Raw genomic sequence first — 24,368 nt, forward strand, 5'->3', positions numbered from 1 at the left:
AAGTAATTATGTTTAAGAAATTCATTCGCAGACCTGTTCTGTCTATCGTAATCTCTCTGATTATCGTATTTATGGGAGTTTTATCGTTGTTAAAACTTCCTGTAACACAATTCCCGTCCATCTCACCGCCGAAAGTAAACATTACGGCAGAATACCCGGGTGCCAATAACGAATTGCTGATTAAATCCGTCGTTATTCCTCTGGAAAGAGGGCTGAACGGAGTTCCCGGAATGAAATACATGACTTCCGATGCCGGAAATGACGGTGAAGCATCCATTCAGGTTGTTTTTGATTTGGGTACCGATCCTAACGTAGCTGCGGTTAACGTACAGAACCGTGTATCTTCGGTAGTCAATAAGCTTCCGCCTCTGGTAGTCCGTGAAGGGGTTAAAATTACCCGTGAGGAGCCAAACATGCTAATGTATATCAACTTATACAGTGATGATCCTAAGGCTGACCAGAAATTCCTGTTCAACTATGCAGATATCAATGTGATGTCTGAACTGAAAAGGGTAAGCGGGGTAGGTTTTGCCGATATCCTCGGAACAAGGGAATATGCCATGAGGATCTGGCTGAAGCCTGACCGTTTAACGGCTTACAGCATTTCAGCAGATGAAGTAATGGAAGCACTGAACGAGCAGAGTCTGGAAGCATCTCCCGGAAAAACAGGGGAAAGTTCAGGAAAACGTTCGCAGTCATTTGAATATATCCTTAAATATCCCGGACGTTTCAATAACGAAAAAGATTACGGGAATATCATCCTGAAAGCAAAATCCAACGGAGAATTCATCCGCCTGAAAGATGTTGCCGACATTGAATTCGGTTCATCCATGTATGATATCTATTCTACATTGAACGGAAAACCTTCTGCAGCGATTACCGTAAAGCAATCTTATGGTTCCAACGCGAGCGATGTTATCAAGAATGTAAAATCCCTGATGGCGGAACTGCAGAAGACCACGTTCCCTAAAGGAATGCACTATGATATCAGTTATGATGTATCCAAGTTTCTGGATGCTTCCATTGAAAAAGTAGTCCACACATTATTTGAGGCATTCATTCTGGTGGCGATCGTGGTATTCCTGTTCCTGGGAGACTGGCGTTCAACATTAATTCCGGCGATTGCAGTTCCGGTTTCGCTGATCGGTACTTTTGCCGTGATGTCCGCTTTCGGGATTACGCTGAATATGATATCATTGTTTGCACTGGTTATGGCGATCGGGGTTGTGGTAGATGATGCCATTGTTGTGATTGAGGCAGTTCACGCCAAGATGGAGGAAAAACATTTATCTCCTTTAAAGGCAACGGAAGAAGCGATGCACGAAATCAGCGGGGCGATTATCGCAATTACCCTGGTAATGGCATCCGTATTCATCCCGATTGCATTCATGTCCGGTCCGGTAGGGGTATTTTACCGTCAGTTTTCCATTACGATGGCTTCAGCGATTATCCTTTCAGGAGTTGTGGCATTAACGTTGACACCGGCTTTATGTGCTTTAATCCTGAAGAATAACCATGGAAAAGCTAAAAAGAGAACCCCGGTAACCATTTTCCTGGATAAATTCAACAATCTCTTTACCAGAGGAGCCGGAAAGTATGAGAAAATGCTTACCAAGACAGTTAAGAAGAAAACATTTACACTCCCGCTTTTGTTAGCGTTCTGCGCCTGTACCTTCTTCTTAAGCAACTCGCTGCCTTCCGGGTTTATCCCGTCAGAAGACCAGGGAATGATCTATGCCATCATCCAGACACCTCCGGGCTCCACACTGGAAAGAACCAATCAGATTGCCAAAGAACTGTTAAAGGAGTCTGAAGGGATCGATGGCGTACAGTCTGTTTCTTCACTGGCAGGATATGAAATTTTAACGGAAGGTACCGGATCCAATTCTGGAACCTGTCTGATCAACCTTAAAAGCTGGGAAGACCGTAAAGAATCTGCTGCGGAAATTATTGAAAAGCTGGAGGAAAAAGCTAAAAATATTCCGGGGGCCAACATAGAATTTTTCCAGCCGCCATCCATTCCGGGATACGGAGCAGCAGGAGGTTTTGAACTCCGTTTGCTTGACAAGGCCGGAAGCGGGGATTATCAGAAAATGGAAAAAGTAAGTAACGAATTCGTCAATGAATTGAAAAAACGACCGGAACTGGGGTCTGCGTTTACCTTCTACTCAGCAAGTTTTCCTCAGTATATGCTGAAAATTGATAACGATCTGGCCGAACAGAAAGGAGTAAGCATAGAGAAAGCAATGGATAACCTGTCTACGCTGATCGGTTCCAATTATGAAACCAGCTTTATCCGGTTCGACAGGCCTTATAAAGTGATCGTACAGGCAGGGCCGCAATACCGTGCACTGCCGACTGATCTGCTTAAATTATATGTGAAGAATGAGAAAGGCGAGATGGTTCCGTACTCGGATTTCATGCGTCTTGAAAAAGTATACGGACTGTCTGAAATTACCCGGCACAATATGTATAATTCAGCAGAGGTAAGCGGTACTCCGGCGCCGGGATACAGTTCCGGGCAGGCCATTGCAGCCATTCAGGAAGTAGCCGACAAAACCCTTCCGAGAGGCTTCGGAATAGATTGGGCGGGTATCTCCAAGGATGAAGTAAGCCGTGGGAACGAAGCCGTATTCATCTTTCTGGTATGTCTGGGATTTGTTTATCTGATTCTTGCCGCACAGTATGAAAGCTTTATTCTTCCACTCCCGGTAATCCTGTCATTGCCAACGGGTATCTTCGGAGCGTTTCTTTGCCTGAAATTATTAGGGCTGGAAAATAACATTTATGCTCAGGTTGCCATGGTCATGCTGATCGGATTACTGGGTAAAAATGCTGTACTGATCGTAGAGTTTGCCGTCCAGAAGAAAGCCGAAGAGGGAATTCCGGTGGCGCAGGCAGCGATTGAGGGTGCAGCGATCCGGTTCCGTCCGATCCTGATGACTTCATTCGCGTTCATTGCGGGATTGATTCCGCTGGTACTGGCAACAGGGCCGGGTGCTACCGGGAACCGTACCATTGGTACTGCGGCTGCAGGGGGAATGCTCATCGGTACTGTTTTCGGACTGATGATTATTCCAGGCTTATACTACATTTTCGGAACCATTGCAGAGAAATCAAAACTGGCAAGGTACGAAGAGGAAAATCCTTTAACAGAACAAACAGAACCGTATCAACACGATGACAAACATGAAGATTTATAACAAATATATAGCAGCCATTGCTCTATCGCTTGTCTTAGCAAGCTGTAAGGCACCGATGGCAACCGTCATAAAAGACGAGGTAAAAGAAAACGTACCCCAGAACTTTAATCAGGAAGATCAGAGCGATGCCAATACCAATAGTGGAACCACACCCTGGAGGCAATTCTTTACAGATCCCAATCTGGTAGCTTTGATAGAAGTTGCATTGAAGAATAACCAGGAACTGCTTATTACACTACAGGAAATTGAAATTGCAAAAAGCGGCGTCTTAGCCAAAAAAGGCCGTTTAACGCCTACAGTTTCGGCCGGAGGCGGTGCCGGAGTAAGAAAAGCAGGACGTTATACCAGTGAGGGAGCCGGTGATGCTACTACGGAAATAGAACCCGGTAAAGCAATGCCAGATCCGCTGATGAATTTCGAAGGTGGCTTAACGGCCAACTGGGAAATTGATATCTGGAAAAAGCTGAGGACAGAGAAGGAATCTGCCGTAGCACATTATCTTTCTACTGTGGAAGGAAAGAATTTTGTCCTGTCCAATCTTATTGAAGAAGTGGCAGATAACTACTATGAACTTCTGGCTCTCGATAATCAGCTGGATATCATTCAGCAGTATATCAAACTTCAGCAGAAGGCCCTTGAGATTTCAAAAATCCAGAAAGAGGCAGCAGCAGCTACCGAGCTCGCTGTAAAGAAGTTTGAAGCCGAGCTGGCCAAATCCAAGGCTACGGAATATACCATCCGTCAGCAAATTACAGAAAAGGAAAATGAGATCAATGCATTATGCGGACGTTTCCCACAGCCTATAGCAAGAACAAAGGAAAGCTTTATGTCTACGATCCCTCAAACGGTGTATACAGGAATTCCTTCTCAACTGCTGGCAAACCGTCCGGACATCAAACAGGCTGAGCTGGAATTGAAGTCGGCCAAGCTTGATGTAGAAGCAGCGAGGAAAGAATTTTATCCTTCTCTTGAAATTTCTGCGACTTTAGGATTGGAAGCTTTCAAACCTTCTTATCTGGTAAAATTGCCGGAATCCATGGCAGCGAGCCTGGCAGGAGAACTGGCCGGTCCATTGATCAACAAAAGTGCGATCAAAGCTAATTTTCAAACCGCAGATGCCAAACAGATCCAGGCACTGTACGAATATGACAAAACCATCCTCAATGCATATCTGGATGTAGCTAACCTGATGTCAAAGGTGAAAAATATTGACCAGTATTATCAGTTGAAATCCCAGGAAACGAAGTCATTAGAACAATCGATCGATATTGCGAATCAGCTGTTCCGGAATTCAAGGGCCGATTATCTTGAGGTTCTTCTGAACCAGAGGGATGCTCTGGACGCGAAAATGGAATTGGTTGAAGCAAAACAAAAACAACTGAGTACAGTTGTGGATATTTATAAGAGCTTAGGCGGAGGCTGGAAGTGATTATAAATCTTTAATGTTTTTGAAAGGGAGACTGCCGGAAGGCAGTCTCTTTCTTCGTATATTCATTGATACTATTAAATCTTTTAAAATGATTTTTAAAAAATGTCTTATTAATTTTTGATAAACTGTTTTGATTTATGTATACTGAACGGATTGTTATGCTAAAATTCTATTACATATGAAACATACAGTAAGGATAAAGATTGATAAACTGTAAATAAAATTTTTATATTTAAAATTGTCATGGGGGATTAATACTCTAGAGCATTTATAAATTTAAACATAAATTATAACACGTCAAGTTTTGTCGCATTACCGTTATAGCTTTGCTTCAAATCAATACAGTGTTATGGAAGTGCCGTTTTATCTGACGTATAAAGAATTTGAAAATACCTATTATGACAACCTTGAACGATGGTTCGAACAGGAGGGTAATAGCAGCGAAACCGATTATCTGAAACATCTGGCACATCTGTATGCGCCTTATCTGTACTATAACTTTTCCCTTGAGCGGCTGCAGGCTGATGCTTCTGTGAAAATTAAGGACTGTTTCTTTCCGTATTATGAAAAGATCGGAATTTCTTTCTGCACGGGATGTGACCATGGAAAAGCAAAGGATGCAGAAAAGATGAACCATGTATTTGAATGGAAAACTATTTCCATGATGGAATATGCGCAGCATATCCTTGACAAAGTCAATGACCATATCTCCGGAAATGGGATAATACTGAACAATGGGCAGTGTATCCTGGATTATCTGAGCAACAGGGAAGTGGTGACCTTCAGGAATGGTGCAGGATACTGCGTAGATTTCAGTCAGCATTTATCTGTACTGCCTTTTCTGAAAGCGTATCTGCCATGTTCAGGGAAAACAGTGAATATGGCGGTATACAGGGACTTTCTTTTTTCAGTGGTTCAGATCGCAGAGCATATCAACCGCAGACTGGAGGATGTCCATGCTTTTGAAAGCACCATCGGCAACCGGCTGAAATCAGATGCGAAATTCAGGATACAGGTCAATCAGCATTTTCTTACATTGTGTAATTGATCATTACTTGAAGACACCAAACATTCATTTATCATATTTTACGTTTTGATGACCATCAGAACCAATAACTCCCGGCCAATACTGACCGGGAGTTGAAAAACACAAGATTAAAAAAAATTATTTAAAAGTCCATATGCTTACGGAGCGTGGATTAACCCGAAAAACGGCCTTGCCGCTTTCATTGAGTAGTACAGTTTCCGGCCTGTATCCTAAAAAGTCGTACAGCTCGCAACCGGCTGATTCTTTTCCGAGGTCTATTTCTTTATAACCCTCTTCATTACTGGAAATAATAACAACACAACCGGAATGGTGATTATCCCCTTTCCTTACCCAGGCGATGCAGTTCGGATGATCAAAATAATTGATCTGTTGCCCGTACGCAAACTTCTGCCTTGCTTCCAGAAGCTTGGGAAGGACGGCTATTTTAGGGATGATGACCCTTATATCTTTACCATCTTTAATCTCAGGATGTTCGGCTCCGAAAAGATCCGGGTAAAAAATACAGGGATATCCGTTTTCAGACATCAGGATCAGCGCATAAGCTAACGGTTTAAACCAGTTTTTTACTGTGGATTCCAGAGCCTGGAACCTCTGGGTATCATGGTTTTCTACAAACGTAACCGATGCTTTTGGGTTAATTTCTGTTAGGCTTCCGTTAAAAATCTTTCTCAGGTCATAGTTTTTACCTTCCTTGGAGGCGATGAAAAAATGATAGTGAAGGGGCACGTCGAAGCATGAAATGATATTTCCTATATGCTCCGAAAATTCCGATATTTTTTCCACCTTATCTTTCCAGAACTCACCCATCATAAAGCAGTCTTTTACTTCAGTTTTGATATAGCTGATCCATTCTTTCAGAAAATCGGAAGAAATGTGCTTCAGCGCATCCAGCCGCAAACCATCGATACGGGTAGTCTCTATGTACCATCGGATCCATTCCTTCATTTCCCGGATCACATCCGGATTTCGGTATTCCACATCGGCACCCATCAGATAATCATAATTGCCGAGCTGATGGCTGGCCGAAGGATTCCAGTCTTTAAAATCATTATGGATTTTAAAGATTCCTTCAAGCTTTTGCCGGTTTTTGGTGATGATATCTATTCCGCTGAAACATTTGTAATCCCAGATGAAATCAGAATACTTTCCCTGCCTGCCCGGAAATGTAAAGCGTGTAAAAGCTTCTGCTGTAAATGGCTTACTGATGATCCGGGTACGGTTTTCACTATTGACTTCATGAACGGTAATTTCTTCTTTTTCGTCAGCGCCCATTCTGTGGTTCAGTACAATATCAGCATAAACGGCAATTCCCATTTCATGGGCTTTATCAATAGCCTTAAGGTATTCCTGTTTGCTTCCGTACCTTGTGGCAATCGTACCTTTCTGGTCAAATTCTCCCAGGTCATACAGATCATAAACATCATAGCCTCTTCCTTCTGTACCCAGATCTCCTTTGGTAGCAGGGGGAAGCCAGGCGGCGGTAATACCCAGTTCTTTAAGGTATTCTGCTTTTTCTGAAAATTCATTCCACAGATTTCCCGGATGGTACCAGTGGAAAAACTGAATAATAACGCCATTCATAGTTTCGGTCATTCAACAAATGTATTCTTGTATTTGATAATTTATTTGTTCAGAAAGTAACATAATAAGTCCCACAACAACCTTAACAATACCATACTAGTCCACAATGCATGATTTATAGTAAAATCATTGCAGGCTCATATTATTCAGTTCCTATTAGTGGTAAACGAATGCTGGGTATGAATTTATGGAATACTGTAAGTTATTGGTTGTGAAAGTTGAAACACGGTAATTGATCTATCCGGTACAACTGGTGAGACAATGCAATTTCATAATTAATATTTTGTGATTGGTGTGCCCCAAAAGTAGTCGATATTACTTTTGAAATTTATGATTGAGATCATGCAGCATGAAAATGCTTCCGGCAGAAACTGAAATTTCCACTTCGAGATAGGAGTATGTGTAATCTTATCCTTGATTTTTTTAAGCCTGATCCTGAGAATCAATCTCTTTCAGCTGTTTTAAATTCTTATCAAGCTTTTTAACGATGATGCCGTATACCAGCCTATAATAGACCCATACGATCAGTACACATAAAGCCGTACTTAAGAAAAGACCGATCAGAAGGCCTGTAAGCCTTGGGTTCTCCAGTTTGATATTCTGTGAATTTAAAATATAGAAGATGACCGCAGTAATGATGGACATGAACGAGATCATCAGCATGATATTCGTCAAGATAAAAGCATTAACGGTCTTTTTATACTGGATAATCCGGATGATCAGTTTTTTCAGGTTTTCTTCAATCCGGATGAGACGGTAATTGATGTAGAATTTGTAGACAAAATAGGCGGTAACGGCCAGGCTAAGGCATTTTATCGCCAGATAAATGGTGTTGAATGTTTCTTCGAGCCCGGAGGTCCTCTTAACGCCAAGCTTTTCTAGTGTATTAAGGAATCCGTCTGCTTCATCATTTTGGAAAATATAAAATAACCCCAGGATAGTGAAGAATATAAATTCTGCCACACTGATCCAGAAAATATACTTCACATAATTACGTGATTTCCTGTTCAGCATCTGAAGAATCTCCTGACTGTCGTATTTTTTCTCAACCGGCTGGTCCTGCCAGGTTTTCTTAAAGCTGTCTAAGTCAAATTCAGGCATACTTTTCCATCTTTTCTTTAAGGGTTTTCTTTAATCTGTTCATCTTTACACGTGCATTTACTTCCGTAATTCCCAGGTTTTCTGCAATATCTTTGTAAGGCAGGTCATCCAGGTACATCATAACAATAGCTCTCTCTACATTAGGAAGGGTTTTGATCACGGTATACAATAGGGAGATCTGTTGCTGTTTATCATCGTCATCTTCTACGAAATCCCGGTGATTGATGTCAAGCTCGTTGGTAGGCAGGCTTTTGGTTTTCTTCCTGAAAAGAGTAATGGCAGTATTCAGGGCTACACGGTACATCCAGGTGGATATTTTAGAATTTCCTTTGAATGAATCATAGCTTCTCCAAAGCTGCAGGACAATTTCCTGAAAAAGATCTTCCTCATCTTCAAGAGAATTGGTATAGAGCCGCGAAACCTTGATAATCAAACCCTGATTATCCTTGATAAGCTGTGCAAACTCTTTCTCTTTTGAAGCCAAGGCTGATGTAAATAAATGATGGCACGAAGATAATAATATTGAAGTAATTAATTAATTTGAAAATGTATTAATTTGAAAATTTGAAAATTTTCAGCGAAACAAGCTATTTAAAAAGCTTTCCTGCCATTTTCAAATTGACGCATTGCTGAATTTTCAAATTATCCCGTATCTTTGCATTCACGAGAAGATCGGCCTGTTGATCCCTTTACAGGGGTAGGAAAGTCCGGACACCACAGAGCAGCAAAGCGGATAACATCCGTCACCCGTGAGGGTAGGACAAGTGCAACAGAAAGCAGGTACAGTTCGGCTGTAGTGAAACCAGGTAAACTCTTTGCGGTGCAATGGTAAGTATATCGGTTCTTTCCAGCAATGGAAATAGGAGTGGCTCGCTCCGAAAGCCGAGGGGTAATCAGCTCAAGTTTTGCAGCAATGTAAGACGCAGATAAATAACAGGCACTTCCCAGGAAGTACAGAATCCGGCTTACAGATTTTCTCGTGGTTTCTTTGATGTACATCTGTACTTCTTTATTGTCACAGATTATTCACTTTCAAGCTGCTTTTTAGCTTCTTTAAGCCTTGAGGCATCGTCTTCTGAAAGTTGAGGATATTCCAGGTTCATTTTTTCAAGGGTTTCCGTGATGATCTGTACTGCAGCAAGCCTTGCCAGCCATTTATTATCGGCCGGGATCACATACCACGGGGCATGGTCTTTTGACGTTTCATTGATCGCTGTTTCATACGCTTCCATATAATGGTCAAACAAGGCGCGCTCCGGAAGGTCTGCTGCAGAAAACTTCCAGTTTTTATCCGGTTCGTTGATCCTGTCCAGAAATCTTTTTTTCTGCTCTTTTTTAGACACATTCAGAAAGATTTTGATGATCCTTGTTCCGTTTTTGGCAAGGTGCTTTTCAAAATTACGGATGCTTTCATAACGGTTGTTCCAGAATTCCTGGTCGAAATCCTTTACGGATTTCCAGGTCTTCTCGTTGAGATTGTATTCAGGATGGACTTTACACACCAGAACGCTTTCGTAATGCGAACGGTTGAAGATCCCGATCATTCCTTTTTCGGGCAGGGCAAGATAATGGCGCCACAGAAAATCGTGTTCATATTCCTTAGAGTTGGGTGTCTTAAAACTCGTCACATGGCATCCCTGGGGATTCACGCCTCCGAAAACATGCTCGATGAGACTGTCCTTTCCTGCAGCATCCATAGCCTGAAGAATCACCAGCAGCGACTGGCTTCCGTCTGCGTATAATTTCTCCTGAAGTTTTCTGAGTTTTTCTTTTTCATCGGCAAGGAGTTGCAGGCCTTGTTCTTTGGTCAGTGCGCCTTGGTATTCCGTAGCTGTTTTATCCATTGAAAATTTCCCTTTTACCAGAAAGTCATCCGAAAATTGTGTATCCATATAAATCGATCTTTAATTATTTGTATCATCTGATTGAGATCCTCGAGTTGTTCCTACCTAAATATAATAAAAAAAACCGCCTCTAATGAAGCGGTTTGATTCTTTTCTTTGGTAAAGATTACTTTTTGGCAGCAACTTTAGCGGCTTTCTTAGCAGCTTTTTCAGCCGCTTTCTGATCTTTAGCCGCTTTTTTCTGCTCTTCAGGAGTTAATGGCTTCGGCTCAGGAGCGTTGGCATCTACGGTTCCTTTGATGTAAATTACGCTTCTGCTGTTCGCAGGGTCATTAGAGAATACTTCAATCATTTTGTTGAAACCTCCGTTGATCGCGGTGTTGTATCCAACTTTGATTTTAGCAGATTTTCCAGGCATAATAGGATCTGTGCTGAATTCCGGAGTCGTACATCCGCAAGATGCTTTTACATTGGAAAGAACTAATGGCTTGTCACCGGTATTCGTTACTGTGAAGTATCTGATACCGTCAGAACTTGGCTTAATTGTACCATAGTCAAAAGTGGTTTTATCAAAAGTGATGGTTTGTGCAGATGCAATAGCAAATGTTCCGAATAGTGCAATACCTGCAATTAATTTTTTCATATTCTTGAAATGTTAAATATGTTTGTTAGATAAATTTTGAGAAACAAAGTTAAAAATTATTTTAATTCATACTTAAAATTTTTTTTCTTTAAACTATTTTTGCAGATTGTAATTAAAGAAACAGTATTTATGCAGATTTCAGAAAAGTATAATCCACAGGAAGCAGAACAGAAATGGTACAGCTACTGGCTGGAAAATAAGTATTTCCATTCAGAGCCCAACGACAAGCCGCCTTACACCGTGGTCATCCCTCCGCCTAACGTAACGGGGATTTTGCACATGGGGCATATGCTTAACAATACCATTCAGGATGTACTGGTCCGCAGGGCAAGAATGCAGGGCTTTAATGCCTGCTGGGTGCCGGGAACAGACCATGCTTCCATTGCTACTGAAGCCAAAGTGGTAGCCAAACTGAAATCGGAAGGAATCAGCAAATCCGACATTACGCGGGAGGAATTTCTGAAACATGCCTGGGAGTGGACCGATAAATACGGCGGAACCATCCTTGAACAGCTGAAAAAGCTGGGCTGTTCCTGTGACTGGGACAGAACCCGCTTCACCATGGAAGAAAAGCTTTCCCGGCAGGTCATCCGGTCTTTTGTAGATTTATATAACAAAGGCTTGATCTATAGAGGTTACAGAATGGTCAACTGGGATCCTGAAGCCAAAACCAATATTTCTGATGAGGAAGTCATTTTTAAGGAACAGAACGGAAAACTCTATTTCCTGAAGTATAAAATTGCCGGTTCGGATGAGTTCCTTACTGTAGCGACCACACGTCCGGAAACGATCTTCGGGGATACTGCCGTGTGTATCAACCCTAACGACGAACGGTATGCTCATCTGAAAGGTAAAGAAGTCATTGTGCCTATCGTTGACCGGGTAATTCCGATTATTGAAGATGAATATGTGGATATTGAATTCGGGACAGGAGTTCTGAAAATTACACCTGCGCATGATACCAATGATTATGAAATTGGCCAGAAGCATAGCCTTCAGATGATCGATGCGCTGGATGATGACGGAAACCTGAATGACCATGGCCTGCATTATGCCGGAAAAAACAGATTTGAGGTAAGAAAGCAGATTGCCAGAGAGCTGGAAGAAAAAGATCTTTTGCTGAAGGCAGAAGATTATGTAAATAAAGTAGGGACTTCCGAAAGAACCGGCGCAGTGATTGAGCCTAAGGTATCCGTTCAGTGGTTCCTGAAAATGTCTGAGATTGCCAAACCTGCACTGGATGTGGTGGTGGATGATGAAGTGAAGTTTTATCCTGAAAAGTTTAAAAATACGTATAAGCACTGGATGGATAACATCCGCGACTGGAATATATCCCGTCAGCTATGGTGGGGGCAACAGATCCCGGCCTATTATTATGGGGACGGTGAAAATGATTTCGTTGTTGCTGAAACCAGGGAAGAAGCATTGGCACTGGCAAAAGAAAAGACCGGGAACCGGGAACTGTCAGCAGATCATTTGAAGCAGGATGAGGACGCCCTCGATACCTGGTTCTCATCATGGTTATGGCCGATGTCTGTTTTCGATGGTCTGCTTGATCCTGAAAATAAAGATATCAATTATTATTATCCGACTTCTGATCTGGTTACCGGGCCGGATATCATCTTCTTCTGGGTGGCCAGGATGATCATGTCCGGACTGGAATACAGAAAAGAAGTTCCGTTTAAGAATGTATATTTTACAGGGATCGTAAGGGATAAGCAGAGACGGAAAATGTCAAAATCGCTGGGGAATTCACCGGATCCGCTTGAGCTGATGGATAAATACGGTGCAGACGGTGTCCGTGTAGGAATCCTTTTAAGTTCCGCAGCAGGAAACGATCTTCTTTTTGATGAAGATCTGATGCTGCAGGGAAGGAACTTCATGACGAAGATCTGGAGCGCATTCCGACTGATCAACATGTGGAACCATGAAGATAAACCGGCCAATACAGCGGACAACCAGGCTATTGAATGGTTTGGGAACAGACTGAATAAAACCATTGCTGAAATTGAGGACCAGTTTGAGAAATTCAGGATTTCTGATGCACTGCATCTGGTATATAAACTCATCTGGGACGATTTCTGTGCCTGGTATCTGGAAGCGATCAAACCGAATTATGGTGAGGGGATTTCAAAAGAAGTATATGATAAAACAATTGAGTTCTTTGAAGAGCTGATGAAGCTTCTGCATCCGTTTATGCCTTTCCTGACGGAAGAATTATGGCAGACCATTTCTGAAAGGAGTATTAATGAGGCTTTGGTTATTGCCCAGCAGAAAAAAGCCGGATCTTATGATGAAGCAATCATTAAAAACTTTGAAACAGCATCCGAATTAATTTCAGGGATAAGAAACTACCGTCAGACCAAAGGTATCTCCCCAAGGGAAACGGTAGACGTTTATACTAATGCTTCGGCATTTGCCAACGAGGCTGTGATTAAAAAGCTTGCTAATGTTTCTGAAGTTTATTTCGGTACAAAAACAGACAAGCCGAGCTTTACTTTCCTGGTAGGTGCTACAGAAGTGTCTATTCCTTTAAGCGAAAACCTTGATCTGGAAGAAGAGAAAAGTAAAACCGAGGAAGAACTGAAATATCTGAAAGGGTTCCTCACTTCTGTTGATAAAAAGCTTTCCAATGAGAAGTTTGTCGCCAATGCAAAACCTGAAGTGGTTGAAACGGAACGCAAAAAACAGAAAGATGCACAGGACAAGATTACGATCCTGGAAGAAAAGCTGAAAAGCCTTTCATAGTATATACAGCAGTAATGACCGCAGCTCTTGAAAAGCTACTGGTATGTTGCTGCAGGAAGTTATAAATGAACTCTGTAATAAATAATCAGCAAAGAAGACAGCATGACATGTCTTCTTTGCAGTTTTTTAGCCTGGTCTGAAAATAGCCAGACAGGATGTGTTGGATTTAAAGGCATTGAATTTGAGCCTGATGCATTAATTTTTAAAAAAGAATAAGGTTTTGATACTGTTCAGCCTGATATTGGATAAGTAGAATATATGAAACACATAGAAAACATAAAAAGATTATTTTCCAAAAGCTTTGTTGAAAGCCCTTTACTGGAAAGCTTCGAAGTAGGGAAGATTTATCTTCCGAGCGGAAAACTGGTCTCCTGTGATCCTGTGATCACCAGCGATATGAAGCCCTTCACTACGGTTTTTCCCAAAGGTGATTTTTCTGTCCTGTTGCATAAGGAAAGGGAGAGCAACTGCGTAGCCTATGCGGAAATTGTTTTCAGTACAGAAGCTGTAAAGGAATGGAGCATGGCCACAACCGAAGGCCAGAACACAGCAGAGCTTGCCGATGATGAAGTATTCGGCTATCCTGTAGAGAGTGGCATGGGCTGTTTTATGGATACCATTACGCAGGATGAACTCAATAAACTGGAGCAGAGGCTTTACCGAAGTAAGGGAGTGGATTTCATGGGCATCTATGAAGAGTTTTTTCATGATTACTTTTTCGATGAAAACGGTGCTATAGACCAATACGCTTTCCTGAAGCCCTCGGAAGATCATCCCGGAACTATTTTCGCATTTGAAACTGGCTACGGAGAAGGTTTTTATGCCAGTTATATCGGTTATGATGAAGAGCACAGACCGGTAAAAATCGTTACAGAATTCATTGAAATCAGCTAACTGAAAAACATTATTGTAACAACAATATTTGTTATACATTTGTGTATAACCATAAACAGTGTAGAGCACAATGAAATTTTCAGCAGATCAACCCAAAATTATTGTGGTAGGAAGTTCTTCCATAGACCTGGTCCTGGAAACTGAAAAGGTTCCTTCAGCTAATGAGACCGTGATGGCCCGTAATTCGGAAAGCTATTTCGGAGGAAAAGGTGCGAACCAGGCCGTAGGAACATCAAGGTTGGGTGGCAGTGTCTATTTTGTAGGTTGTGTAGGCATGGATCCTCTCGGACAGCAGATCATGAGGAATCTTGTGAACGAAAATGTCAATGTAGGTTTCGTACATGAGACTGACAGGGACGCTACAGGTACAGCCTATGTCACCACCGCTGATGGAAATGCCGCTATCGTAGTGGTTCCGGCGGCCAACCACTGCCTGGATAATGCTCATGTGGAAGCTGCAGACAAATACTTTCAGACTTCAGATCTCGTATTGGTACAGCTGGAAGTGTCGATGCCAGTAATAGAATATACCATCAGAAAGGCAAAGAAATACCGTAAAATGGTTGGCCTGTACGCATCACCCGCAACACCCTTAAGCAAAGAAATTCTGGATCAGATTGATTTTATCGTTGCCAAAAGCAGTGAACTGCATATAATATTCGGGGAAGAACAGCGGGAGGATATCCTGAAAAAATATTTCAATAAACTCTTTGTGCGTGATGATGCGAATTCTACCGTTTACTTTGACGGTACGGAAATGAAATACTTCCGCCATGACGGAGATAAGGCAATCTATAAAATGGGAATGGGGGATGCATTTACTTCAGGCTTTGCCATTGCCCTCTGCCATGGGAATCCTATCGATGAATGCGTAAGATTCGGGAATGAAGTTTCAGCCAGGGTTTCCTGCAAAAAGGGGTCCCAGAACGGATTACCACGGCTTTCAGATTTCAGGTGATCCATTATTTGCTGCATACAGAAAACCAATTTTTCGTACAGAAAAAGAAGTACAAAATGTTCACTTTTATAGTGGACTTTTTTATTTTAAATTATGAAACAGCTGACTCTCACTACTGCAAGTAAAAACTCCATTGAAGCCCATGTGTTTACACCGGATCAGAACAATGGAAGTATCGTGCTTATCAATTCGGCTACCGGCGTAAAGCAGCAGGTTTATTTTTCATTCGCACAATATCTTTCCGAGCATGGATTCACAGTGATTACCTATGATTATTCCGGAATAGGGCTTTCAAAGCCTGAAGACCTCACAAGATGCAGTGCATCCATGAGAACCTGGGGAACAGAAGATTACAAAGCTGTTACAGATTACATCAAAACTCATTTTCAGGATTACAGAAAGTATTTGCTTGGACATTCTGTAGGGGCTTTGATTGTAGGACTGAATGAGGATTCTGTAATGTTTGAAGAATTTGCGTTTGTAGGAGCACAGAATGCCTTTGTAGGACATTTAAACTGGAAAACAAAGATAGAAGCCTGTCTGGGCTTTGGAATTGCACAGCCCTTCTTTACCTCACTGATGGGATATTTTCCGGCACAGTGGTTCGGACTGGGAGAAAGTTTGCCAAAAAATTGCGCTTATGACTGGAGAATCTTAATTTTGAACCGGAAATCTACCGGTGCCCTGCTGAAGACGGCAAAGGATTATTCTGAAAGGCTTACCCAAAAAACACTCGTTATCCGTGCTGAGGATGACCGGTGGCTCACTGAAAAAGCGGTAAACAGTTTGCTGAATGATACGTACAGCCACCTTAAGCCCATTCACAGGTTGATACGGACTTCCGAATCTGAGGCAGGCAAAATAGGGCATGTCAATTTCTTCAGAAGCTATAACAGAAAGCTCTGGACTATTATTTTAAATGAATGGATGCATGAAAAACAATCTGATTGAAAACACAGCAGAATTTGTAAAGGAACAACTTAAAGGGGCGGAAGCCGGGCACGACTGGTTTCATATTGAAAGGGTCTGGAAACTGTCCAGAAAAATTGCTCAGGATGAAGACTGCAATCATGAAGTGGTTGAACTGTCGGCTCTGTTGCATGATATTGCAGATCCTAAGTTTCACAATGGCAATGAAAACCTTGCCTTGCAGGTCTCCCGTACATTCCTTGAAAGCCAGGGTGCCTCGGAGGATCTGATTCAACAGGTTTTATTTGTTATTAAAAATATTTCCTTTAAAAATAGGAATGAAGCCCCAAAAGACCTTCCATTGGAACTTAAGATTGTTCAGGATGCAGACCGTATTGATGCCATTGGAGCGATCGGGGTAGCCAGGACCTTTAATTTCGGAGGTTTTAAAAATAACCTCATGTACCATCCCGACCTGAAGCCGAGACTGGATATGTCTAAGGATGAATATAAAAAATCCGATGGTACCACCATCAATCACTTTTATGAAAAACTCCTCTTGCTGAAAGACCTTATGAATACCCGTAAAGGCAAAGAAATCGCAGAAGAGCGCCATAATTTCATGTTGCATTTCCTTGACCAGTTTTACAGGGAATGGAATGTAGATTAATCACCTGTTCAAATACTAAATCAGTATCTTTGCCGTATGATGTTGATCATTTTTACACTTTTCCTGGCACTGGTCATCTCTTTGTTTCTGTCTAAAGTACGGAAAGGGAGCGGTGCAGAATGGGCAAAGCTGTTTCGTATTGTAACGGTTGTTTTGGCTGTTTCTGTTTTTACCTATTGGTTTATTAAGAAAAGCTCTGTGGGAATTGTGCAGAATTCACTGGCGCTACAGGTTATTAACAAGCTTCCGCAGACACTGGACTTTTATGTCATCAACGTTAATGAAGCTGCGAATGCAGCTGCCCCGGAAGTAAAACATATCGGGACTATCCGTCCGGAGTATTACCGCATAGAATACCTCAGGATGGATAAATCCGATGAATACTGGATCGTAGGATATCTGGGAAAGAAAAACCTGGTGTATTTTTCACAGCATTCCGTGCCTAATAAAAATATCGACCAGGTAATTGAAATCCATAATTATATCAATCAGAGCATGAAGCTTTCAGACACTGCTAAAAAGCAGGTTGAGGCGTATAATCATGAGAATGTAAAATACGGAATCTGGGTGACCCTGGATCTGCTGTTGCTGTTCCTTAATCTTGTTTTGCTGCTTAGAAGAAAATAAAATCCTCCTGTTTTATCAGGGATAATCCAGAACGAGCATTACTTTTTCCTTATCATTTTCCGGACATAATCTTATCAGCCTGTCTTTATTCCTGGTGCTGATCTGTTCTTTGCCTATCCGTTCTTTTTTTTCACCTTCTTCCAGGCGTACCCGTTCAATCTTGCCATTTTTGTAGAAGGTATACTCATCACTGAAATCATTTTCAGGAAGGATTATACTGCAGATTTTATGATCTTCCATATCATTTGTTTTAATTTAATAATTCAAATTAGATGTGAATTATTTACCGTGCTAAGTTAATGAAAATAAACGAATAAAAATGATGGTTGATTTCCTGCAAATGTACTGACATGTTGGGATTTAGTATCGGTCGTGCGGATCGGTATTCTAGTATGTTTATGGTCTTATCATATTGATTTTAAAACAGGGTGCCGGTACTTTCGGTAGCCATTTTGGGAATATGGATTGAGGTATTCCATGCATTATTTATCTTTTCAATAAAGTAAGCGGATAACAGACTGGAATTACTGATATCCTGATGTACGAAGAAGTAAAGGTTGCGAAGCCCCTGCTGCTTCCAATGGGTCAGGCGGTCGATCCAGGCATCCAGTCTTTGATAGTCATGTTCAGTATCTGTAGCCACATACCGGATAAAAGTATTGGGTGTGGTGAGCCTCATATGGAGCATATCTCTTCTTCCCGGCGTATCCACAATGATATTGGTGATACAATGATCCTCAAACAGCATACAGGTTTTATTGAAAACTGCTTCGTCTGAAAACCATGCTTCATTTCTGAGCTCTACAGCAACCGGAATCTCTTGGGGCCAGTCTTTGACAAATTTTTCCAGGCGGTCATAATCCTTTGGCTGAAAGTTATCGTGCAGCTGCAAGAATACCATACCCAGTTTTTCATCAAAGTGCATAACGGCAGAAGCAAACTGTGTAACTGCATCTGTAACATCAATCAGCCGTCTGAAGTGTGAGACTGTATTGGTGATCTTAGGAAAAAACCTGAAATGCTCAGGCGTTTTATCTTTCCAGGTGATAATCTGTTCTGGTGTAGGCATTCCGTAAACCGTTGCGTTAAGCTCAATAGAGTTAAATTGAGTGGCATAATAACGCAGTTCATCTTTGGTGCCTTTAGGATAAAATCCTTTGAGGTCGGCACGGCTCCATTTGGCGCATCCTATGGAGATGTTTTCCAGGCCTTTTTTATTCCGCCTCAGAATGGCTTCCGTCGACGGATGGTTTTCAGGTAAAGTAAAGTCAATATGGGAAGGATTCGCTACTTTTCCGAATTTCATAATCTGGTTAATTTTAAACTTAAAAATAGGGATTTTTCTGATCACTTGTGGTATATGCCGGATGTTCTTTAAGGTTTTTTTAAGGAAATATTAAAAATTGGGTAACGTAATGTTAACTGTGTGTTACCACTGGTTCTTATTCATGCACTTAATTTTGCCATACAATTTTGAACCTAAAAATAAGTTATGAAGAAAAGAATAATCTGTGCTGTTGCGCTGCTTTCTTTCAGTCTTGCCTTTTCACAGGAAACAAGCTCTAAAATCTTCGGAAGGTTAAGAGGAACCGCTTCTGAAATGACGGTAAAAGTAGTGCACATACCTACCAACAGTACTTTTGAAACCAAAAGTAACAGTAAAGGACAGTTCAGCCTTGATAACCTGCAGCCGGGAGGCCCGTATAAAATCGAGATCTCTGATGGCTCACAGGTCGTTTATTCCAACAGTAACGTACAGCTTTCATTAGGAAATAATGATCTGCCTGTTGTAGAAGTTAACAGTAAAGAAAAAATGATCGATGAGGTAAGGTTAACCTCTAAGAAAAGTACTGCCAAATACGGGGTAGGCATCAGCCAGGCGCAGATTTCAGGACTTCCTAATATCAACAGGGGTATTCAAGATGTAACCAAACTGGTACCGCAGAGTGCCAACAACTCCTTCAACGGCACCAATTTCCGTTATAATAACGTAACCATTGACGGTTCCATCAATAACGACGCAATCGGATTCAGTCCATCTCTGGGAGGCCAGACCGGAACATCGGGAATGCCCGGAAGCAGCACGCGTTCCAATTCAATAAGTTTAGATGCTATCCAGGACGTTCAGGTCTATATTGCACCATATGATGTCAAATTAGGAAATTTCCTTGGTGGAAGTATAAATGCCGTAACCAGAAGCGGAAGCAACAATGTTGAGGGATCTTTATATGCATACGGAAGGAATGCGGCGATAACAGGAAGAAACAGGATTGGTGACAATTCCAAAATGCCTAACTCATTCGAGGATTTCATTTATGGAGGAAGGGTAGGTTTACCGGTGGTAAAAGATAAGCTGTTCCTGTTTACCAATATGGAATATACCAGAAGAACAGATCCCGTATTCTACAATGCCAATGATCTGAGTGCTTTAGTAAATGATGCTGTGGCAAGTCAGATTTCGAACTTTGTACGCAGCAAATATAACTTTGATCCGGGAACCTATGATGCTTATACCAATTTTTCGGAAAGTTCCAAGCTCTTTAATAAGCTCGACTGGAAGATCAATGACAAGCATACGTTATCCATTAAGAACAATACCGTATTCTCTCAGGCTTCCAACCTGGAGCGTGACGGAGCCAATTTCAGGTTCTCAGGTATGGATTTCGTTCAAAAGAATACCGCTTCCACCACAACTTTAGAGCTGAAAAGCCGTTTCAATGATCAATGGAACAACAATTTAGTACTGGGGTATTCGTCTATCCATGATTACAGGGATCCTACGTCTTCCAATGCTATGTTCCCACAGGTTGAAATTGCCTATAACGGAGGGACAATCCTTCTGGGGAATGACAGGGAGGCAACGGTATTCAATATGAAACAGAGAACTTTTGAAATCACCGATAACCTGACCTATAAGACAGGACATCATACCTTCTTGTTGGGAACTCACAATGAGTTGTACAATATTGATTATGGTTTTGTAAATGCACTGAACGGAAGGATTTCATATAAGAGCCTGAATGATTTTTTCAACTCTAATCCGGCAAGGATCAGAGGGACATATTCCCTGAACGGCGAAGACAGGAATGCCCTTTTCAACAATCCTTATGCACACTATCAGGTTAATCTGTTATCATTATACTTTCAGGATGAAATCAACTGGGGGAAACTCAGGCTGACCCCTGGGGTACGGGTAGATTACACCGACCTTCCGAATAAACCGCTGTTAAGCCCTCAGGTCAACAATTCGCCTCAGGATCCTAACTATGGAACAACGTATACGTATACCCCGCTTAGCCAGCTTACCAATAATTATCTGAATAAACCTACCTTATCGCCAAGATTAGGATTTACTTATGACCTTACCGAAGACCGGTCTGTGGTATTGAGAGGAGGTTCAGGAATTTTCGTGGGAAGGATTCCATTTGCATGGCTGGGATACGCCTATTATAATGACGGAGTAGGATTCGGAAGTTACGATTATAATTCCCCGACGGCTGCTCAGCTGGCTGCCAACGGTGATCCGCTTGTAAATGCTAATTTCCCGAAATGGCAGAACTCCTCCAAAGTTCAGGTAGACCTTATTGATAATAATTTCAAAATGCCAAAAGTATGGCGAAGCTCCCTGGGAGTGGATTATACGGTTTCCGGATATAAGCTTACGTTGGAAGGAATCTATACAAAAGTATTATATGACCTTAAATTCCAGCAGGTCAATAAGAGAGATGTAGTATCCTATTACAGCTATGATACCAATCATGAAATGCCGGTCTACAGCTCGAATATCAATAGCAATTTCTCCAATGCCTATATGCTGTCCAATACCAAAGAAGGGTACCGGTATAACCTGACGGCACAGCTATCAAAATCGTATAATTTCGGATTCAATTTCTTTGTGGCTTATACTTATGGTGATGCCAAAGATCTGACCAACGGAATCCGTAATTCCATGGAAAGCAACTGGCAGATGAACCAGTCGCTCACTCCTAATGATCCTAAATTAGCTACTTCTAACTTTGCCATTAAAAACAGGGTAGTGGCGAATCTTGGATATGGGCTTAACCTTTCTGAATCCAACAGGATTTCTGCTAACGTATACTTCAACGCACAGTCAGGAAACCCATTCTCATGGGGATTTGTAAACAGCACAATTGCCAATTCAGGACAGGCAGCCGGTTTAGCTTATATCTTTAAGGATGCGGCTGAAGCAGCCAAATATATTACCCCGATCAAAGATGCATCAGGAAATATTCTTGTATCTGCTGCACAGCAGGTTGCTGATTATGAAAGCTTCATTAACGGTAATGAATACCTGAGCAGCAGGAGAGGAAAGTTTACGGAACGAAACGGTGATTTCACGCCGTGGAACATCCAGGCAGATTTCAGGATTATGGATGAAATCAGGCTGAGCCAGAAGAACAAAAGTAATTTACAGATTTCTCTGAGCATCATCAACCTGACCAACCTGCTGAATAAAGATTGGGGTAAGGTGTACTTTGTACCGAATACCTTTAATTCAACAGCTAGCGTAGGATTAACCAAAGTAGGCAATGTTGCTACGGGACAGCCGGGCGCAGGAGATCCTACATATAACTTTAAAACCCCCAACCTGCCTTACACGATCGATCAGTTCGCTTCGAGGTTCCAGGCACAACTTGGCGTAAGATATAATTTTTAATCATTTTTATTTACTTAAATTTTTTCACGAGGCTGCCATTTCTTTGGCGGCCTTTTTATTTGAACTCATTAAGGTCTTTAAGAGCTACTCTGAGAAAAAATATGTGCAAACAGCCATTCCTATGCTAATGCAGTACGGGAAATTGTCAGCGTTGAACCTGATCAGGAATTATTGATCAAACAAAAACCCGGGATTTGAATCCCGGGTTTCGATATAATAATGAAATCTAAATCTTATTAAGCTTCACAGCTGGAACAGCTTACGAAATTAACCATCAGTTCTTTAGATACCGAAGAACTTCTTTGGTAATACAAAGTTTTTACACCTTTTTTCCAGGCTTCAATATACAGGTAATTAACATCTTTTACCGGCATGGTTGAAGGAATCTGAAGGTTAAGTGATTGCGCCTGGTCAATATACTGCTGTCTCTGTGCAGCCTGAGAAATGATCTCCATAGGAGAGATTTCCTTGAATGTCTTGAAGACGGCTTTCTCTTCTTCAGAAAGTTCTTTCAGGTGCTGCACGGAACCGTGGTTAAGCATGATGGTTCTCCATGTTTCCTCATTATCCAGTCCTTTTTGCTCCAGCAATTTTGCCAGGTATTTATTCTTACGCATAAAGTTTCCTTTTGCAAGACCGGCTTTATAATAGTTGGAAGCAAAAGGCTCGATTCCCGGAGAAGTCTGCCCAAGAATAGCCGAGCTTGAAGTGGTAGGAGCAATAGCCATGGTAGTAGTATTTCTCAATCCGTATCCTTTCAGCAATTCCGGTTCACCGTAGATATTGGCCAGTTCTCTTGAAGCCTGTTCTGCCTGCTCCTTAATATGCCTGAATGCTCTTGCATTGAACTGTGTTGCCTCAAAGCTTTCAAAAGGGATCATATTCTTTTGAAGATAAGAATGGTATCCCAATGCGCCTAAACCAAGTGCACGGTGGCGCATAGCAAAATTTCTTGCTCCCTGAAGATAATAGTTACCCTCTGTTTTGTCTATGAATTCAGATAAAACAGCATCAAGGAAATACACGGCTAGTTTTACTGCATCGGTATCTTTCCACTCATCATACAGTTCTAGATTCATGGAAGATAAACAGCAGATGAACGATTCTTCCCTGGTGGAAGGCAGCATGATTTCTGAACACAGGTTACTGGCGTTTACCGGTAATCCTAAATCTTTATATACCTGAGGCTTGTTTCTGTTAACGTTATCGGTAAAGAAAATATAAGGAAGTCCTTTCTGCTGACGGCTTTCCAGAACCCTTGCCCATACTTTACGTTTCTCCATATCTCCGTCTATCATATCCTGCATCCAGTAATCCGGAACACAGACACCGGTAAATAAGTTCTGGATCGGGCTACCGATATCTTTAATGGAAAGGAATTCTTCGATATCTCCGTGATCGATGTCAAGATAAGCGGCAAACGCACCTCTTCGTACACCGCCCTGGGATACTACATCCATGGCCGTATCGAAAAGCTTCATAAAAGATACGGCTCCTGAAGATTTTCCGTTATCTGTTACAGCAGTACCCCGGTTACGCAGTTCTCCGAAATATCCTGAAGTTCCGCCCCCGATTTTGGTCTGCATGATGACCTCACCCATCTTATGGGTAATGCCTTCAATACTGTCCGGAATATGAACATTGAAACATGAAATGGGAAGTCCTCTCTGGGTTCCCATATTGGCCCACACCGGAGACGAGAAACTGATCCATCCTTTAGTGATCATTTCTTTAAACGCCGGCTGAAGCTCCGGTTTGTATAATTTTTTGGCAGCGGCAGTGGTAATCCTGTCGATAGCACCTTCCACTGTTTCACCTTTCAGGAGGTAGCCTCTGTTGAGCATCTGCTCAGACTCTTCATTAAGCCACCATATATTTGTGTGTTGTTCTTCCATAGCTGTTATATTTTCCAATTCCTGAGCATGTTTAATACTCAGGAATTGTTATTAGGTATATTGTAGTAATTTCGAAATTCTGTTTTCAGAATGTACTTTTAACATCCGGAAACTGTTCATCAGATCTTTTGCTGCCCCCA

Annotated in this window: 18 protein-coding genes and 1 other RNA gene; 11 read left to right on the forward strand and 8 right to left on the reverse strand. The window is 41.8% G+C overall.

All coding sequences use genetic code 11. The features are described from left to right. The first annotated feature begins 8 nt into the window (after positions 1–8). The 3 genes from CGB83_RS16560 (at position 9) to CGB83_RS16570 (ending at position 5,680) form a co-directional block, all read left to right on the forward strand. Positions 9–3,203, forward strand: coding sequence for an efflux RND transporter permease subunit (locus CGB83_RS16560; RefSeq protein WP_100076806.1), 3,195 nt, complete (start codon positions 9–11; stop codon positions 3,201–3,203). Continuing rightward, positions 3,190–4,632 (forward strand): TolC family protein, encoded by a 1,443-nt coding sequence (locus CGB83_RS16565; RefSeq protein ID WP_172954717.1) that lies wholly within the window; start codon positions 3,190–3,192, stop codon positions 4,630–4,632. The genes CGB83_RS16560 and CGB83_RS16565 overlap by 14 nt, the downstream gene beginning before the upstream one ends. A 349-nt stretch (positions 4,633–4,981) precedes the next feature. Beyond that, positions 4,982–5,680, forward strand: coding sequence for a hypothetical protein (locus CGB83_RS16570; RefSeq protein WP_100076808.1), 699 nt, complete (start codon positions 4,982–4,984; stop codon positions 5,678–5,680). A 117-nt stretch (positions 5,681–5,797) separates the two neighbouring features. Here the strand turns inward: CGB83_RS16570 and CGB83_RS16575 are convergent, their stop codons facing one another. From CGB83_RS16575 to CGB83_RS16585, 3 genes are all read right to left on the reverse strand, one after another. Then, positions 5,798–7,273: an alpha-amylase gene (locus tag CGB83_RS16575; RefSeq protein ID WP_228419971.1), complete on the reverse strand. Its 1,476-nt coding sequence runs from the start codon at positions 7,271–7,273 to the stop codon at positions 5,798–5,800. Positions 7,274–7,684: 411 nt separating this feature from the next. Further along, entirely contained in the window at positions 7,685–8,362 is a 678-nt protein-coding gene (locus CGB83_RS16580) for a beta-carotene 15,15'-monooxygenase (RefSeq protein ID WP_100076809.1), read from the reverse strand. Further along, a complete protein-coding gene (locus CGB83_RS16585; RefSeq protein ID WP_100076810.1) occupies positions 8,355–8,846 on the reverse strand; it encodes an RNA polymerase sigma factor in 492 nt (163 codons plus the stop codon). Before CGB83_RS16585 ends, CGB83_RS16580 begins: the two co-directional genes overlap by 8 nt. Before the next feature lie 180 nt (positions 8,847–9,026). On the opposite strand from CGB83_RS16585, the gene rnpB reads away from it, so the two are divergent. Next, positions 9,027–9,346: RNase P RNA component class A (gene rnpB / locus CGB83_RS16590), an RNA gene on the forward strand. 38 nt (positions 9,347–9,384) lie between these two features. Here rnpB and CGB83_RS16595 read toward each other — a convergent pair. Both CGB83_RS16595 and CGB83_RS16600 read right to left on the reverse strand, forming a co-directional pair. Further along, a complete protein-coding gene (locus CGB83_RS16595) occupies positions 9,385–10,254 on the reverse strand; it encodes a polyphosphate kinase 2 family protein (protein ID WP_100076811.1) in 870 nt (289 codons plus the stop codon). Between the two features lie 118 nt (positions 10,255–10,372). Beyond that, complete coding sequence (locus tag CGB83_RS16600) at positions 10,373–10,849, reverse strand: DUF1573 domain-containing protein (RefSeq protein WP_100076812.1); 477 nt, start codon at positions 10,847–10,849, stop codon at positions 10,373–10,375. 129 nt (positions 10,850–10,978) lie between these two features. Here CGB83_RS16600 and CGB83_RS16605 point away from each other — a divergent pair, with 129 nt between their 5' ends. The 6 genes from CGB83_RS16605 (at position 10,979) to CGB83_RS16630 (ending at position 17,655) form a co-directional block, all read left to right on the forward strand. Further along, entirely contained in the window at positions 10,979–13,597 is a 2,619-nt protein-coding gene (locus CGB83_RS16605) for a valine--tRNA ligase (RefSeq protein ID WP_100076813.1), read from the forward strand. A gap of 258 nt (positions 13,598–13,855) precedes the next feature. Continuing rightward, positions 13,856–14,491 carry a DUF4241 domain-containing protein gene (locus CGB83_RS16610; RefSeq protein ID WP_100076814.1) on the forward strand — a complete coding sequence of 212 codons (636 nt, stop codon included), beginning with the start codon at positions 13,856–13,858 and terminating at the stop codon, positions 14,489–14,491. Positions 14,492–14,561: 70 nt separating this feature from the next. Further along, on the forward strand, positions 14,562–15,449 hold the full coding sequence (locus CGB83_RS16615) for a ribokinase (protein ID WP_100076815.1): 888 nt from the start codon (positions 14,562–14,564) through the stop codon (positions 15,447–15,449). Between the two features lie 93 nt (positions 15,450–15,542). Then, entirely contained in the window at positions 15,543–16,400 is an 858-nt protein-coding gene (locus CGB83_RS16620; RefSeq protein ID WP_100076816.1) for an alpha/beta hydrolase family protein, read from the forward strand. Next, positions 16,381–17,028, forward strand: a complete 648-nt coding sequence (locus CGB83_RS16625; protein ID WP_100076817.1) for an HD domain-containing protein — start codon at positions 16,381–16,383, stop codon at positions 17,026–17,028. The genes CGB83_RS16620 and CGB83_RS16625 overlap by 20 nt, the downstream gene beginning before the upstream one ends. Positions 17,029–17,064: 36 nt before the next feature. After that, positions 17,065–17,655, forward strand: coding sequence for a hypothetical protein (locus CGB83_RS16630; RefSeq protein ID WP_100076818.1), 591 nt, complete (start codon positions 17,065–17,067; stop codon positions 17,653–17,655). A 15-nt stretch (positions 17,656–17,670) separates the two neighbouring features. Here CGB83_RS16630 and CGB83_RS16635 read toward each other — a convergent pair whose 3' ends face one another. Then, positions 17,671–17,895, reverse strand: coding sequence for a hypothetical protein (locus CGB83_RS16635; RefSeq protein ID WP_100076819.1), 225 nt, complete (start codon positions 17,893–17,895; stop codon positions 17,671–17,673). 178 nt (positions 17,896–18,073) lie between these two features. Then, complete coding sequence (locus CGB83_RS16640) at positions 18,074–18,961, reverse strand: DUF72 domain-containing protein (RefSeq protein ID WP_100076820.1); 888 nt, start codon at positions 18,959–18,961, stop codon at positions 18,074–18,076. 186 nt (positions 18,962–19,147) lie between these two features. Between CGB83_RS16640 and CGB83_RS16645 the strand changes: the two genes are divergently transcribed. Then, on the forward strand, positions 19,148–22,333 hold the full coding sequence (locus CGB83_RS16645; RefSeq protein ID WP_100076821.1) for a TonB-dependent receptor: 3,186 nt from the start codon (positions 19,148–19,150) through the stop codon (positions 22,331–22,333). A gap of 236 nt (positions 22,334–22,569) precedes the next feature. On the opposite strand, the gene CGB83_RS16650 is transcribed toward CGB83_RS16645, so the two are convergent. Continuing rightward, positions 22,570–24,246, reverse strand: a complete 1,677-nt coding sequence (locus CGB83_RS16650; RefSeq protein WP_228419973.1) for a ribonucleoside-diphosphate reductase subunit alpha — start codon at positions 24,244–24,246, stop codon at positions 22,570–22,572. Between the last annotated feature and the right edge of the window lie 122 nt (positions 24,247–24,368).

The organism is Chryseobacterium camelliae (assembly GCF_002770595.1).
GTDB lineage: Bacteria > Bacteroidota > Bacteroidia > Flavobacteriales > Weeksellaceae > Chryseobacterium > Chryseobacterium camelliae.

Coding starts and splice junctions, on each gene's coding strand:
- CGB83_RS16560 (WP_100076806.1), top strand. CDS start 9: ATGTTTAAGAAATTCATTCGCAGACCTGTTCTGTCTATCGTAATCTCT.
- CGB83_RS16565 (WP_172954717.1), top strand. CDS start 3,190: ATGAAGATTTATAACAAATATATAGCAGCCATTGCTCTATCGCTTGTC.
- CGB83_RS16570 (WP_100076808.1), top strand. CDS start 4,982: ATGGAAGTGCCGTTTTATCTGACGTATAAAGAATTTGAAAATACCTAT.
- CGB83_RS16575 (WP_228419971.1), bottom strand. CDS start 7,273: ATGACCGAAACTATGAATGGCGTTATTATTCAGTTTTTCCACTGGTAC.
- CGB83_RS16580 (WP_100076809.1), bottom strand. CDS start 8,362: ATGCCTGAATTTGACTTAGACAGCTTTAAGAAAACCTGGCAGGACCAG.
- CGB83_RS16595 (WP_100076811.1), bottom strand. CDS start 10,254: ATGGATACACAATTTTCGGATGACTTTCTGGTAAAAGGGAAATTTTCA.
- CGB83_RS16600 (WP_100076812.1), bottom strand. CDS start 10,849: ATGAAAAAATTAATTGCAGGTATTGCACTATTCGGAACATTTGCTATT.
- CGB83_RS16605 (WP_100076813.1), top strand. CDS start 10,979: ATGCAGATTTCAGAAAAGTATAATCCACAGGAAGCAGAACAGAAATGG.
- CGB83_RS16610 (WP_100076814.1), top strand. CDS start 13,856: ATGAAACACATAGAAAACATAAAAAGATTATTTTCCAAAAGCTTTGTT.
- CGB83_RS16615 (WP_100076815.1), top strand. CDS start 14,562: ATGAAATTTTCAGCAGATCAACCCAAAATTATTGTGGTAGGAAGTTCT.
- CGB83_RS16620 (WP_100076816.1), top strand. CDS start 15,543: ATGAAACAGCTGACTCTCACTACTGCAAGTAAAAACTCCATTGAAGCC.
- CGB83_RS16625 (WP_100076817.1), top strand. CDS start 16,381: ATGAAAAACAATCTGATTGAAAACACAGCAGAATTTGTAAAGGAACAA.
- CGB83_RS16630 (WP_100076818.1), top strand. CDS start 17,065: ATGATGTTGATCATTTTTACACTTTTCCTGGCACTGGTCATCTCTTTG.
- CGB83_RS16635 (WP_100076819.1), bottom strand. CDS start 17,895: ATGGAAGATCATAAAATCTGCAGTATAATCCTTCCTGAAAATGATTTC.
- CGB83_RS16640 (WP_100076820.1), bottom strand. CDS start 18,961: ATGAAATTCGGAAAAGTAGCGAATCCTTCCCATATTGACTTTACTTTA.
- CGB83_RS16645 (WP_100076821.1), top strand. CDS start 19,148: ATGAAGAAAAGAATAATCTGTGCTGTTGCGCTGCTTTCTTTCAGTCTT.